Raw genomic sequence first — 15,141 nt, forward strand, 5'->3', positions numbered from 1 at the left:
ATGAAATCGCCCCTCTTCGATCCCCTGCGTCCGCTCTCCGAGGCTTGGCTCCGCGCGGTGCGAACGCCGCGCGAGCGGGCCATCGCAGGGTTCGTGGTGCTCTCCATCACCTCGGCGATGTTTCTCGCGCGCCGCGGGACGCCGGGCGCGCGCGCGGCCGCCGCGGCGGCGATCGCGGCCGTGATTGGCGCGGTCGTGTGGCTGCATTTTCGGGAGAAGCGCGCGTGGGACGATCCGGCGCGGATCATCCGGCGGATCGCGTTCTCGGCCGATCGGGAGCGCGCCGATCGGGCGCTGCGCGCGCTCTCGCTGGTGACCGAGGACGGCGAGGCGAGCACGGGGACCTCGGCGCCGCTGGCGCGGCTGCACGTGGAGCGCACCATCGCGGCGCTGCCGGGCGATCGCATCATGATGGGCGCGCGGCGGCGCGCCATGCAGTTCGGGATCGCCAGCGCCGTGTTTGGCGTGGCGGTGCTGGTGCTGGGCATCTGGAGCCCGTGGGCCATCCTCGAAGGGGCCGACGTGCTGGTGGCCCGCGGCGGGATCGCGCCGGTGTCGATGCGCTGGCTCGACGACGTGCAGATGCTCGTGCGCCCGCCGGAGTACCTGCACGCCGAGGAGTACCGGGAGCAGCCCTACGATATGGCGCAGCTCCACCGGGGCACCTTGGTGACCTTCGTGGGCCGGCCCCTGCACTCGAACCGGCGCATCTTTCTGACCGACGGCCAGAGCGAGATCCCATTCGCCGACGACGGCCACCATCGCCTGGTGGCGCGCTGGCCGTTGGGGGAGACGGTCACCTTGCGCGTGGTCGCGCGCTTCGGCGACGTGCGCATCGAGGAGCCGGAGGCCACGCCCATCACGTCGATCCCCGATCGCGCGCCCGAGGTGGTGCTCGAGGGCGCGCCGCGCAAGGTGCTCTTGGCGACCGAAACGGTGAGCGAGATCCCCATTCGCTACGCGGTGACCGACGATCATGGCCTGCGCGAGGTGCACCTGGTGCTCCGCTCCGCCGGGCGCGAAGAGCGCCGCGTGCTCGCGCGCCTCGACGGCGAGACCCGCAGCGATCGCGGGGGGCACGTGCTCAAGACGACCGATCCCTTCGTGAAGAAGAGCCACGCGCCGGTGGAGGTTCGGGTGGAGGCCAAGGACAACGATCCGGTCACCGGGCCCAAGTGGGGCGCCAGCGCGGCCATCACCTTGATTCCGCCCGAGGTGGGCGAGCCCGAAGCGCGCCGCATCGAGGCGCTCCGCAAGCTGCGCGACGCCTTCGTCGACGCCTTGGCCTGGCGCCTCGGGCACGAGGTCCCCAAGGCCGCCCCGGATCGCAAAGCCTTCGTGCGCGATCTGGTCCGCGGCGCCGACGAGACCTCCGATTTCCTGGAGGCGACGCTCTCCGGCTCCTACGCGGGGCTCCGCGTCCCCTCGCGGCTCCAAGCGATTTTGCGCGGCCAAATGCGCAAGGTGCGGGTGGCGGTGGAGCTCGAGGCGCGCGCGCCCGACAAGGCCAAGCACGACGCGACGGTGAAGGCCACCGAGCGCATCACCTTGGTGGTCGACGCCATCCTGCGCGGTCTGGGGCAGCGCGATACGCGCGACACCTCGCGCCGGCTGGCCGATGTGGCGGAAGATCTGGCGATGGGGCTCGCCGAGATGGCGCGGCACACGAGCCCGGCGCCGCCGTCGCCGCAGCAGCAGCAAGGAAGCGACAAGCCCTCCTCCGATCGCGCCGACGCGGCGGCGGAGGTGCTCACGGGCGGCGGGCGCTCTTTGCTGGCCCTCGGATCGCTCGGGCGCGACATCGGCGAGATCGTGAGCGCCTACCTCGCGCGCGTGGCGCGGGGCCGCAAAGACGACGATCTGCACCACGCGGAGCTGGCAGCGCGCGATCTCGCGGCGCGGCTGCGGCAGCCGGATCCGTCGTTTGGCTCCAAGGGGCAGTCGGGGCGCGCGGGCGGGGAGTCGGGCGGCGGCCGTGGGACGGAGGCGGGCGAATCGGGCGGGGAGGGCGATGCGCCCGACGACGCCGAGCGCGCCTTCAACGAGGCGGCGCAGGAGCTGGAGCGGCTGGCGCAGGATCACGCCGGGGGGATCAACAACGTGGAGCAGGCGCTCGCCGGCGCGGGGAGCGAAGACGAAATGAAGCAGCTGTCGGACGAGGCGAAGAAGCACGCCGCGCAGGTGCGCGAGGCCACGCGCTCGCTGCCCACCATCGGCGCCGGCAGCGACTCGTGGACGAGCAAAGGCGCCGCCGCGCGCGAGCACGGCGAGCAGATGGCGCGCTCGCTCGAGCACGGCAACCCGGCCGACGCCGTGGCCAGCGGCCGCAACGCGCTGCAAGCCCTGGAAGAGGCGAAGCGCACGGCCGCGCGCGAGAAATGGTCGATCTTCTCGCCGCGCGACAACGACGCGGAGAAGAAGCTCGACGAGGCGCAGAAGAAGCTCGAGCCCGAGGTGAAGTGGGCGGAGCAAAAGCTGGAGGCGCTGCGCCAGCGCGCGGCCGAGCGGGCGCAGTCGCAGCTGTCGCGCGAAGGCGAGGAAGAGGACAAGCGCGCCGAGCGCGCGCAAAAGCTCGGTGAGAAGGGGCGCGAGCAAGGCGTGCCCCCGCCGGCGCTCGACTCGCTCGACGCGGCGGAGCGGGCCGCGCGGGAGGCGGCGCGTGCGCTCAAGCGCGGCGAGGCCGACAAGGCGCTCGAGCGCCAGCGCGAGGCGCAGCGCATGCTCGAGATGGCCAAAGAGGCGCTGGGCAACAACAGCGGCGAAGGGGAACGCGCCGAGTCGGAGGGCGATCCCTCGAACGATCACGCCGACATCCCCAAGGCCGACGCGCACAAGGGGCCGGAGGACTTCCGCCGCCGCGTGATCAAGGGCCTCGGGCAGTCGAGCAGCGGCCGGCACGGCGACGCCGTGCGCCGCTATGCGGAGGGGCTCTTGCGATGAAGACCGTCCAACGCTCCTTGCTCGCCGCCGGCGCCGCGCTCACCGTGCTCGCCGTGGCCGGAGGCGCCGTGCGCGCCGATGGCCCCAACGACCACGCGGCGCGCGCGCAGGACCTCATCATGGCCAACGACTTCGACGAGGCGCGCAAGGAGCTCGGCCGCGGCCGGGTCGACGATCCGGCCATCGCCCTCGAGCGCGCGCGCCTTTCGCTCTACGAGGCCGACTGCGACGGCGCCTTGGTGGTCCTGAGCTCCCCGGACGTCGCCAAGACCGAGCAGGGCGCCATGCTGGCCGACATCGCCCGCGGCTGCGCGCGCATCACGGCCGCCACGGTGCTCGACGAAGACCGCGACCAAGGGGTGTGGATCCGCTACCAGGACGAGAACGACCGCGCGCTCACCCCGCTCATCGTCGACACGGTGGTCAAGGCGCGCGACGCGCTCACCCGCGATCTCGGCGCCACCTGGCCCAAGCCCACCCGCATCGTGGTGGTGCGCGATCTCCTCTCGCTCTCGGCCATGACGGGCCTGCCCTACGAGTCGGCGCAGACCACGGGCACGGTGGCCGTCGCCAAGTGGGGTCGGGTGACCTTGCTCTCCCCGCGCGCCAGCATGCACGGCTACGCGTGGCGCGACACCATGGCGCACGAGCTCACCCACCTCGCGGTGACCCGCTCCACCATCGACCGCGCGCCGCTCTGGCTCCAAGAGGGGGTCGCCAAACGCGAAGAGGTCCGCTGGCGCGAGCCGGGGCCGTTCGACGACCGACCCTCGCCCGACGCCATCGCCGCGCGCGGCATCGAGCTGAAGCTGGATCTGCCGCTCGACAAGCTGGGCCCTTCGATCGCCATGCTGCCCAGCGCCGACGCGGCGCTGGTGGCGTTCTCCGAGGTCACCAGCTTCGTGCGTTACTTCGCGACCAACACCCCGCCGGGGACCTTGGAGCGCCTCTTCGCCGCGCTCCGCGAGGGCAAGGAGCCCGATGCGGCGCTGGAGGTCGCGAGCTCCGCCAACTTGAAGCAATGGGATACGCGCTGGCGCGCCTACCTCGCGTCCAAGCCCAAGGAGACGTTGCCTGCGCGACTATCGCTCGGCAAGGAGCGCCCGAACCTGCGCGACATCCGCGAGCGCGTTCGCCTGGCCGAGCTGCTCGTGGGGCGCGATCATCCCGCCGAAGCGCTGACCGAGCTCGATCGCCTTCAGGCGCCCGCCGGAAAGCCACCTGCGGCGAACGGCGGACCTCCGGTGGACGATCCCAGCTACCGCTACCTGCGCGGCCGTGTGCTCCTCGCCTTGGGCGGCGAGGGTCGCACGAAGGAGGCGGAGGTGCTCTTTCAGGAGCCGAAGGAGGTGCTGGCCTCCTATGGACCGTGGTGGGCGGTGCGCGGTGTGCTCGCGCGTGTGCGGGGCGATGGGAGCAGCGCGGAGACATCGTTCGCCGAGGCGGTGGCCACCGATCCCTTCGATCTCGAGGCGGCGTGCGAAGTTCTGGATGCACCGCCTTCCGCCTCTACGCCGGCTTCGACTGGCTTGTCTGCCCCACCCGTCACGTCAAAGGATCCAAACCCGTTATGTCAGACCGCGCGAGCATGGAAAGTTCCAGCACTAGGACAGGACTGAGGCATTTGACCGATTCGGTGCGCCGAAGGTACCATCGTGGCGAAGTGGATTCTTCGCCGCGCGGCGCGGCGTCCGGCCTCGGGGACTCCCCAGCGCGTGCGAAGTTGCCGATGAGTGCACTCTCCTCCGTCATCGCCGAGCTGCTGCGAGTCTGGCCAAAGACCCCAATCAACCGCGTCATGGGAAAGCTCGCAGACCATCGCTGGAATCCGGTCGTCGGCCGAGCCGTCGTGGACTTGTACACACGCGCGTACGGCATCTCCTTCGAGGAGTGCATCAAGCGCGAAGGGTGGTCCTCGTTCGATGAATTTTTCACCCGCACCCTTCGCCCCGGCGTACGACCGATCGATCCGGATCCAAAGGTCGTGGTCAGCCCGGCCGATGGTCGGGTGGACGCGATCGGCCGCGTCGAGCCTGGCCGGCGCTTCCTCGTCAAAGGGCAGGCGTACAGCGTGGACGAGCTCGTGGGCGACTCGGAAGAGGCAGCTCGTTACGAGGGGGGCGGCGGCTGCGTCGTTTATCTTTCACCGCGCGATTACCATCGCGTGCACGCGCCCGCTGGCGGTGTGATCCGGCACGTTCGGTCGATGCCGGGCGAGTATTACCCGGTGAACGAGGTCGGTGTGACCTATGTGCCGAAGCTGTTCGTTCGCAATCGCCGCGTGTCGATTGCGATCGACACGCCCCCCGAAACGGGACTCGGCTGCATCACAGTCGTTATGGTCGCTGCCCTCGTCGTCGGTCGGATTACCGTTGCGGGCATCGACGCACACGATGTTCCGCTCGGGCTCCACAAACCGGGTCTACCGATCGCACGTGGCGACGAAATCGGCATTTTCCACCTGGGCTCGACGGCCGTCCTGTTTCTCGAGCCTTCCGCATTTGCATTTCTCAGGGGCGAAGGACCGGTACTCTACGGTCAGAGCTTGGCGCGTGCTTCGAGGACGGAGTGAGTCCCGCTTATGAAAGAGCCTCGATCGTGCGCAGAGGTGGCGGGCAGAGGCCGCGGACGGCCATAAGGCAGGGGTAACCTGAGAGTGAACGACGAACTTCCCCCCTCGATCAATGCTGCGGCAAGCGGCGGTGCAACTGCATCGGAAGCGCTTGGCGAGAGCATCGATGTAGCGTTGGAGGATGACGCCTTGCCCACCCCCATCGCGCCGCCCGTGCGTCCCGCGAGCTACAGCGCACCCGCGCCCTCGGGGTCGCCCTCGCGCACGCGGCTGCGCGATCTGGAGGAGGACTCGGGCCCCAGCCGTCGTGTGCGTCCACGCATGACATTGCGCATCCCCGACGACGAGGTGGCGCGTCCGCTCAGCGCACCTCCGCCGGAGGCCAGCCCCCAGTCGCGCCCCGAGATTGCACCCATGCGGCTGGAGCCTCCGCCGCCACCCAGCTTGAAGTCGGCCATGGCAGCGCCCGCGCGGCGCTCCGATCCCGAGTCGCGCCCCGCGCCCAAAACGTCGCCCAGCACGCGGGATGTGGCGACGAGCGCGGCAAATGCGAGTGGAGCTGCAGGCGCTGCAATGACGAGCAGCGCGAGCAGCGCGCCGGTGGTGCCACGTCGCAGCGAGATCCCGCCGCGAAGCTCGGAGACGGCGGCGACGCAACGGGTGGAAATTGCGCCCCAGCGGATCATTACGATCAACGCTCCCGCGGGGCTCGCGGCGTCGGCCGTGGCGGCAGCATCTGCGCCTGCGCCAGCATCTGCTGCGCCTTCACCGGCATCGGGACCTCCACCTGCATCCGGAATGGCCCGCTCCGATGCGCTGGCGGATCTGCCGGTGGTGCGCCTGGGCGATACGCCGCCCAAGACACCGGTCGCGCGCCCCGCGAGTTACCGCGAGGTTCCGGTCGCGGCGCCGGTGAGCGTCCACGAGATCGCGGCGGCGCCCGTGAGCCCCCGGGATCTCGCGAGCGGCGGCGGACCTCCGTCTCCGCCGCCCGATACCGAACCGTTGCCGTCGCCCAACGATCTCACGTTGGTGACCTTGGTCGAGGAGGCTCCCGAGATCGAGGTGGAGCCCATCGCGGAAATCGACGCAGCCCCGACCCCGCGCGATGCCTCGGCAGGGCCGCCGCTTCCGGTGCCGCCAGTTCCTGCACCGCCTCTACCGGCGCCCAACTCGCCGAGGGTCAACATTCCGCCGCGCATCGGCACCATCAAGCCGGTCATCGCGGACTCGTACGACTCGCGCTCCCAAATGTTGACCATCCCCGACAGCGATGGGGGCCTCGATATCCCCGTCGTCGAGGACGAAGACTTCGCGCGCCCCTCGGCCCCCGAGCTGGAGCCCGACGATCTGGTGAGCATCGAGTCGGAGCCCAATGTCGAAGCGCGGCCGCGCATCCCACCGGCGCCGCCGACCCCACCGGCCGCCGCGCCGCCTGCGCCCCCACCGGCGCCGCCTGCACCGCCGCCGCCCATCTCCATTTCCACGCCGGTTCCCTCCAGCGCGTCTCCTGTAGCCCTCTCGCCCCCCTCGCCGAGCGCTCCCCCGGTGCGCGAGCACGCCGCGGTTCCCATCGGCGTTCCGTTGGGCTCCGTCGTCGCCAAGTCCCTCCCGCCGCCGAGCGGCGGAGGCGGGGGCGCAGCCTCGGCCGGCGCCCCTTCGCCCGCGGGCATGGGCGCGCGCATCTCCCCGCAGCCCGTGGTGCCCATGGTCCCCGGGCACGGCATGTCGTCGACCCCCGATCTCGGCACCTTGCAGCAGGGCGACGAGCACCCCATCGCCGACGTGATCGGCCCCGCGCCCAGCGAGCTCGCGCCGCCCCCGTTGAGCGACGCCACCGTTCCCCAGCGCAAGCGCACGCGCCCCTGGTGGGAGGAGCTCTTCAACGACGATTTCATCCGCACCATGGCCAAGGTGACGGACGCGCAAATCGCCGCCGAGGCCGACTTCATCGAGGACAGCCTGGCGGTCGCCAAAGGCGCCATGGTGCTCGACCTCGCCTGTGGCACCGGACGGCACGCCATCGAGCTCACGCGGCGCGGATATCAAGTGGTGGGCTACGACTTGAGCCTCTCGATGCTCGCCCGCGCGGCCGACGAGGCGCAGGACCGCAACCAGAAGCTCAACTTCGTGCAGGGCGACATGCGCGAGATGACCTTCGAAGAGACCTTCGACGGCATCTACTCGTGGAACACCAGCTTTGGCTTCTTCGACGAGGACCGCAACGCGCAAGTCATCTCCCGCGTGCACCGCGCGCTGCGCAAAGGCGGACAGTTCCTCCTCGACGTCGTCAACCGCGACTACATCAGCCGGCAGGCGCCATCGCTCGCGTGGTTCGAGGGCGAGGGCTGCGTGTGCATGGACGAGATGACCATCGACTGGATCACCAGCCGCATGCGCATCAAACGCACCATGATGATGGACGACGGCCGCTCGAAGGAAATCGAGTACTCGATCCGCATCTACTCGCTCCACGAGCTGGGAAAGATGCTCCACGACCACGGCTTCCGCGTGGCCGAGGTGAGCGGACGGATCGCGACACCGGGCGTCTTCTTCGGCACCGACTCCCCCCGCACCTTGATCCTGGCCGAAAAGCGCGCATAACTGCGCTTATCGGGGTTCGGTGTGAGGCAAGGGATGCGGGCGTTCTTCGTCGATGGCGAAATCACGGGCGAGACGGACGATATCGACCATGTCCGAAGGCTCCACGCGGCCGGCCAGATGCTCTGGATCGACCTCGGCGAGAAGAGCGACGAGCTGGACGCGATGCTCACCAACGACTTCGGGCTCCACCCGCTGGTCATCGAAGACATCTGGTGCGACCGCGCGCTGCCGAAGATCGAAGACTTCGACGACTACCTCTACGTCTTGATGCACGGCGTGAAGCACGGCGCCGACGTGCAGGAGCTCGCGCTGGTGGAGGTCGACATCGTGGTCGGCCGATCGTGGGTCATCACGCACCACCACGGCGCCGGCTGCGTGGGGGCCGCGCGCCAAAACCTGAGTCGCTCGCCGAAGAGCTTGAAGAAGGGGCCCGCGTGGGTGCTTCACGCGGTGCTCGATCACCTGGTGGACGACTATCTTCCCATCCTCGACGCCTTCGACGACGAGCTCGACAAGCTCGACGAAGCGGTCATCCACAAGGCCGGAACGCGCGGGGGCCATCGGGTCCTCAAGCGCCTCTTTACCTTGAAGCGCACCCTCCAGAGCCTCCGGCGCATCAGCGTCCAGCAGCGCGAGATCCTGCTCCGCCTCTCACGCGGCGAGTTCGACGAGGTGCCCGAGAAGGCGATGCCCTTCTTCCGCGACGTCTACGATCACTTCGCGCACGTCACCGATCTGACCGACAGCTACCGCGAGCTGGCGGGCAACGCCATCGAGTCGTATTTGAGCTTGCAGTCGAACCACATGAACGAGGTCATGAAGACCTTGACCATGATGTCGACCGTCATGCTCCCGCTCACCTTCATCGCCGGCGTCTACGGCATGAACTTCGAGCACATGCCCGAGCTCAAATGGCTGCACGGCTACCCATTTTCGCTCAGCCTCATGGCGGTCATCGCGCTCGCCATCATTCTGTGGTTCCGGCATAAGCGCTGGCTTTGACGCGGGCGCATGCGAAGACGTGCGCCGCGCGGGCGCGGGCTTCGTCCGGGCGTGGGGGCTCCCCGTCGTGCTACAACCCGTGCCATGGCCATCCGCAAAATTGCGACCATTGGACACCCGGTGCTCCGCGAGGTCGCGCGCAAGCTGACGCGCGAAGAGCTCGCCTCTCCCAAGGTGCAGTCGCTCATCGACGATCTCATCGAGACCATGCGCGACGCAAACGGGGCCGGCATCGCGGCCAACCAAATCTTCGAGCCCGTGCAGCTCTGCGTCATCCACGTCCAGAACAACCCGCGCTACCCGTACAAGCCCAACTACCCGCTGACGATCCTCGCCAACCCCGAGGTCACCCCGCTCACCGACGAGACCTTCGACAACTACGAGGGGTGCCTCTCGGTGCCCAACCTCCGCGGGCAGGTGGCGCGCTTCACCCACGTGCGCGTGCGCGCCTGGAACCGCGCCGGCGACGATCTCGAGTTCGAGGTGAAGGGGCTCACCAGCGGCACCTTCCAGCACGAGGTCGATCACCTGCAGGGCAAGCTGTTCGTCGACCGCGTCACCGACACGCGCACCTTGGCGACCTGGAGCGATTTCGAGCGCTTCCACCTCGCAGGCTTTGCGGAGCGCGCGCGCGCCCTGGTGGCCCGCTTCGGGAGCTGAGTCGCGCGCCCACGAAGCGCTACGGAATGAGTCGCGCGCCGCGAAGCGATGCTCAGCAAGGTTCCGTCCGCGAGCGGCTCGAGGCGCAGGGATTGGACTCGGTCGTCGACCCCGTTGCCCTCCGCCGGAACACCGCGCGCCCAAGCATCGTCCACGGTGGCAAACCAGCCTCGCGGGGTGCGAAGCGCCAAACCGAACGCCTTCCAGCGCCTGCCCTGGCCCTCGATGTGCCTGCCGTGGCCCTCGAGGTAAACGCGCATGCCGAACAAACGCGCCTCGAGGATCGAGCCCCGCGGCCCAACGACGCGTTGGCGTTCGGGCGGCTCGTCCGACCAACCCGGCTTGGGCTCGCAGTGGGTCCTTCCTTTTGCGAAAGCGCGGCAAACGTCCTCCGGAAAACGCGCATAGGGACCCTTGAGGCGTTCTCCGCGCACGACCACCACGGGGGTTTCGGGTGGGGGCACTTCGGATGAAGGCGTCTCGCGCGAAGGCGCGGCGCCGTCCGCGGCGACGGTCTGCGCGGGCGCCTTCTTCGACTCCGTCGCGACGACGACCGGCGCGGGTCGGGCTTTGCACCCCGCGCCTGCAGCGAGCAAGGACACGGGTGCGCTGGCGAGCAGCCCCACGGCGGACGCGATGGAGGCCTGTGACGAACGAAGCTTGGCGAAGGAAGTCACCCTCACATGGAACGCGCCCCCGCGTTACGGTACAACGTCCGTTTCGACGGGGGCGCACTGGAGTTGCGCGGGCTGATGCCGATCGAGCGGGCGGGGGATGTCGGACGGCTTGGTGACGACGTCCCACACCTTGCCGCGAAACGTGATCTTGTAGTGCCCAGCCTTGGTGAAGTCGTAGGCGAGCCCCAGGTTTACGTCGGCCTCGAGCGGCTTGCTCGGGGTGAGCGCCAGGTAGCTCTCCGCGCCCGGGTTCCCGCGCTTCATCATCGGGCCGCGGTAGGGAACCTCGACACCATCGCGGGTGACGAGAAAGTCGTCGCCACGAAGCCCCTCGAGCGGCGTACGCCAATTGAGCACGTACACGGCTTGTGGGGACCGCAGGGACAAGCGAAAGTGAACGGTCGCCGGCTGCCCGAGCTTGATCCGCGGATCGACGCGGATTTGACACTCGAAGGCCGGATCGGTCGACGAAGCCGCCGGATTCGACGGCGTCGACGGCGCCACGGGACCCGTTGGATCCGCGGGACCGGACGGAGCGCCCGGCGCCGCAGGACCCGACGGACCTGCAGACGCCGATGCGGCCGACACCGGAGCTTCCGCCGGCGCAGCTTCGGAAGGGCCTTTGGCGCACGCGATGGTACCCATCACGCTGACCATACCGAAGCACGCGACGAGCCTCAAAGAGACCCACGACGAAGCACCGGAGCTCAACCGCGACCGTTCTCTTTCGTTTTTCATCGATCGGTTCACTAAATCAGGGCACACGAGTACGCAACACCCGAGGCTGCGTACACCGTGCAACCCTCGGAGGGGAGGTGACACTCCGTCCTAAATGAGCCCGACAGTCGGGCTTACGTTTGGGATCGAAGACCCCAAACCGCGCACTTAGTTTTGTGGCGGGTTGTTCTCGGCGAAGTACTCGTGGCTATCCGCATTATCGAGCGCGTTGGTGGGGTTCGACTTTGCGAGGCTCTTGCATGCGCTCTGACCGTACGCATGGTCGTCCGTTCCGGCCACCACGGTGAAGTGGCTCATCTCGTGAACGAGGGTGCCCGCTTTGGAGTCGGTGCCGGTTTGCGGTGCGCTCCAGAACGCGCCGCAGAGGTAAATCTTGTAGGGCGAGCCCGGATATACGTACGCATAGACCCCGCTGTCGTTGCAGCTGCAATCCAAGGTGACGTTCTTGGTATCGAACGCATCCTTGATCTTCGCGAAATGCGATTTCGCCGTGCCCCAGCGGGCGGACGTGTAAGCGCCAAACCAAGTCGTGTAACGCGGTGTGGAGCCGGGGGTGCCGTTCAAATAACTCACGGCACCGTTCGCGTAGGTGGTGGCGCCGTTGAAGCCCGTTTGCAGCGCGGTCTTCTCGCTGGCGGTGCAGCCTCCCGTGTACGTGATCGTCCCCGCGAGCTCCGCCGGTCCGCTCTCCTGCGCGTCGGTGCTGGCCGAGGGGCGGCCTTCGACCCAGAGGCCCACGTCGTTCGACACGAGCTCCTGGCGGAAGTTGCCCGCATAGGCCGTATCCGCGCGGAAATGGACCGTGTAATGGCCCGTTACCGACAGATCGTACGTTTCCGCGAGATCGACGGTGCGCGTGAGGCTCTCGCCGGCGCGCAGCACCACGTAATCGCTCGCGCGCGGCGCGATGCGCTTGTACACGCGGCCCGTGTACGCCACCTCGGCGCCGTCGCGCGCGACGACGAAGAGGGATTCGTTGATCCCATCCACCGGCGTCTTCCACTTGAGGAGACGGACGGCGTGGTTGGCCGTGTTGGTCATGGTCACGGTGACCGCGAGGCCTCTCTGCGCAGCGAGCGCGGATTGATCCGTGCTCAAACTCACCGCGACCCGGCCCAAATCGGTATCGAGGTTATCGGTCGTCGTACCGAGGGTCTCCCCTTGGCCGTCACCGGGGGTGACGTCTCCGGATTCCGATGCGCAGGCGGCAAGGACCGGCAGTACGGCGACACATCCGATCCACAACTTGAATTGACGTCGAAACGTATTCATCGTGCTTGCTCCTCTCACGCTTTCGCGTGGACGGTGAAACAGCGCCAACGGTATGAACACTTTCTAGAGAGCAACGCCTTCACGCGAGTGGGCTTGCGTCGTGACGGACGTCATCAAAGCAGCGGTCACGCGGCGCGGACCGAAATAAGCGGGTTGGTCGAATGCTCGTACGAGGGCGCGGAGTGTCGCACGCTGTTTATGGTCCAGCAAGTTTAGAATCGATGAATCGTTGCTGATGCATGTTTGCGTCCTCGGTATTTCTCCCGCGATGACTGGAAAAGACTGAAAAGACCGCGGATGTCGTCGCGCTGCATATGTATGTACACGTGAGCGGCACCTGGTTGGACGGGATGGACTAGGATGACCCGTCCATGACTCCCACGACGCATCGTTCTCTATCGGCCGATTGGCCGCGTCCCGCGGGGCCGGGATCGCAGGGTCTGCTCCGGTCGGTGCCATCTGCGATTGGAATTTTTCGCGATCCGATTGGCTTCGTGTCGCGGCGCTTCGATGCCTACGGCGATATCTACTATGTGCCCAACGGCGATGGTGGCTTGTACGTGCTGCGCCACCCCGATCACGTCGGCGACGTCCTCGTTACGCATGCCTCGAAATTCGACAAATCGCATACGTCGTCGTCGCAGCTCGCCGAGTTTCTCGGCAACGCATTGTTGACCAACGAGGGCGAGGCATGGAGGCGTCAGCGGCGCATGGTGGGGCCCGCGTTTCATCGCGATAGGCTCTCGGGCTACGCCGAAATCATGGTGGAGGAGAGCGTGCGCACCGTGCGCGCATGGCGGGGAGGGGAAGAGCGCGACATGGCGCGCGAGATGATGTCGCTGACGCTTCGCATCGTCGATCGCACGCTCTTCGGGCGCCGCGTCGACGACGCGGAGATCGCCGAGGTCGCGCGCTCGGTGAACACGGCGCAGCGTTCTTTGTGGCTGCCCGGAGCGCTCTTTTCGCTCTACCGCCGCCGCGTGCACCACGCGCGGCGCAACATCGACCGAATCCTCTCCCGACGCATCGACGCGAGGCGGCAGACGCCCGGGTCGGGCGAGCCCGATCTGCTCGATGCCCTGCTTCGCGCGGTCGACGTGGAAGGCGACGGCCGCGGCTTGTCGGATCGCGAGCTCCACGATCTGGTGGCGACCTTCTTCGTGGCGGGCCACGAAACGACGGCGCTCGCGCTCACATGGAGTCTCTATTTGCTGTCGCAGAACCCGGACGCCGGATCGAAGCTCTCCGCGGAGGTCGACGCGGTCCTCGCCGGGCGCACGGTGACGTACGACGATTTACCGAAGCTCGTTTACACGCGCCGCGTGCTCCAAGAGGCGATGCGCCTCTATCCCCCGGCGTTCGCCATCGCACGGCGGGCGCGCGACGACGCGCGCATTGGCGACTACATCGTTCCGGCTGGGAGCGAAGTGGTCATTTGGATTTATATGATGCACCGCCACCCGCGCTTTTACCCGGAGCCCGAGCGCTTCGATCCCGAGCGCTTCACGGAGGAGAGCGAGGCGCGGCGTCCGAAGCATGCGTATCTTCCGTTCGGGGGTGGCGCGCGTGTCTGCATCGGCAAGGCGTTCGCGATGCTCGAGGCCGAGCTCGTCCTGGCGACCTTGGTGCAGCGATTTCGGTTCGAGCTGGTGCGGGGCCACCGGGTCCAGGCGCGCCCGCGAATTACACTGGGACCGAAATATGGGATGCGTATGGTTCTGCAAGGACGAGCTTGACCTTACGGCCGGGGCCCGTATGATGCGCGCCCTTTCCTCTGCCTGACGGCGTCGGGGGCTACCTCGGTAGGTCCCACGGTCACCCGGCACTTCGCACCAGGGTTCGACCGCTTCCTCGTGAAACGCCAACGGGTTTTTTCCCTGGTCCTTTGCGCGAAGAAGGAAAACGTCTCGCATGAATACACAACCCGGCATCTTCGGGAAGAAGCTCGGCTCCACGCAACTCTTCAAAGAGGACGGAACCGTCCAGCGCGTCACGGTGGTCGAGGCTGGGCCCGTCACCGTGGTGGCCAAGCGCACCAAGGAGAAGGACGGCTACTCGGCCCTGGTCCTCGGCCTGGGTGAGCGCAAGGAGCGGCACACCAACAAGCCGCTGGCGGGCTACTACAAGAAGGTTCAAACGAGCCCCAAGCGCGTCCTGAAGGAGCTGCGCGTGAGCGAGGAGTACGCGGCCACCGTCGAGGTGGGGCAGGTGCTCAAGCTCGACGAGCTCTTCAAGCCGGGCCAATTCGTCGATGCGCGCGGGACCACGCGCGGCCGCGGCTTCACGGGCGTCATGCGCCGATGGAGCTTCGCAGGCGGCGTCGCCTCGCACGGTACCCACGAGTACTTCCGCCACGGCGGCTCGATCGGTACGAACATGACCCCCGGTCGCACGCTCCCCAACCTCAAAATGGCCGGCCAATACGGCAATGAGACGGTGAGCATCCTGAACCTGAAGGTCGCCCGCATCGACGTCGAGAAGAACCTGCTCCTCATCGAGGGCGGCATCCCCGGGTCGAAGAATGGTCTCGTGCTGATCCGCCACGCCGTGAAGAAGACGGCCGAGGGCGGCCGCGCGCGCAAGAAGTAGCCTGCGCGCAGGGGCGATCGTTCGTGATGCCCCGACCCCAACCCTCCCCCCTGCCGGGGGAGGGTTTTTTCGTTTGTAGGCGGCTCC

General features: G+C 67.9%; 10 protein-coding genes. 8 read left to right on the forward strand and 2 right to left on the reverse strand.

The features are described 5' to 3' along the window. From LZC94_16080 to def, 6 genes are all read left to right on the forward strand, one after another. The gene (locus LZC94_16080; protein ID WXB18742.1) at positions 1-2,940 is read left to right on the forward strand and encodes a DUF4175 domain-containing protein; all 2,940 of its coding nucleotides are present in this window, start codon (positions 1-3) and stop codon (positions 2,938-2,940) included. Beyond that, positions 2,937-4,559 carry a hypothetical protein gene (locus tag LZC94_16085; protein WXB18743.1) on the forward strand — a complete coding sequence of 541 codons (1,623 nt, stop codon included), beginning with the start codon at positions 2,937-2,939 and terminating at the stop codon, positions 4,557-4,559. The genes LZC94_16080 and LZC94_16085 overlap by 4 nt, the downstream gene beginning before the upstream one ends. Before the next feature lie 110 nt (positions 4,560-4,669). Then, entirely contained in the window at positions 4,670-5,512 is an 843-nt protein-coding gene (gene asd / locus LZC94_16090; GenBank protein ID WXB18744.1) for an archaetidylserine decarboxylase, read from the forward strand. A gap of 189 nt (positions 5,513-5,701) precedes the next feature. Then, on the forward strand, positions 5,702-8,116 hold the full coding sequence (locus LZC94_16095) for a methyltransferase domain-containing protein (protein WXB18745.1): 2,415 nt from the start codon (positions 5,702-5,704) through the stop codon (positions 8,114-8,116). A gap of 33 nt (positions 8,117-8,149) precedes the next feature. Next, a complete protein-coding gene (gene corA / locus LZC94_16100) occupies positions 8,150-9,118 on the forward strand; it encodes a magnesium/cobalt transporter CorA (GenBank protein WXB18746.1) in 969 nt (322 codons plus the stop codon). Positions 9,119-9,202: 84 nt separating this feature from the next. Beyond that, positions 9,203-9,778, forward strand: a complete 576-nt coding sequence (def, locus tag LZC94_16105) for a peptide deformylase (GenBank protein ID WXB18747.1) — start codon at positions 9,203-9,205, stop codon at positions 9,776-9,778. A 701-nt stretch (positions 9,779-10,479) separates the two neighbouring features. Here the strand turns inward: def and LZC94_16110 are convergent. Together LZC94_16110 and LZC94_16115 are read right to left on the reverse strand one after the other, a co-directional pair. Then, entirely contained in the window at positions 10,480-11,103 is a 624-nt protein-coding gene (locus LZC94_16110) for a protease (GenBank protein WXB18748.1), read from the reverse strand. Positions 11,104-11,340: 237 nt separating this feature from the next. Next, positions 11,341-12,465 (reverse strand): M35 family metallo-endopeptidase, encoded by a 1,125-nt coding sequence (locus LZC94_16115; GenBank protein ID WXB18749.1) that lies wholly within the window; start codon positions 12,463-12,465, stop codon positions 11,341-11,343. A 371-nt stretch (positions 12,466-12,836) separates the two neighbouring features. Between LZC94_16115 and LZC94_16120 the strand changes: the two genes are divergently transcribed. After that, positions 12,837-14,201 (forward strand): cytochrome P450, encoded by a 1,365-nt coding sequence (locus LZC94_16120; protein ID WXB18750.1) that lies wholly within the window; start codon positions 12,837-12,839, stop codon positions 14,199-14,201. Positions 14,202-14,376: 175 nt separating this feature from the next. After that, positions 14,377-15,054 (forward strand): 50S ribosomal protein L3, encoded by a 678-nt coding sequence (gene rplC / locus LZC94_16125; protein WXB18751.1) that lies wholly within the window; start codon positions 14,377-14,379, stop codon positions 15,052-15,054. Positions 15,055-15,141: the final 87 nt, after the last annotated feature.

This window comes from Sorangiineae bacterium MSr11954 (assembly GCA_037157815.1).
Lineage (GTDB): Bacteria > Myxococcota_A > Polyangia > Polyangiales > Polyangiaceae > Pendulispora > Pendulispora albinea.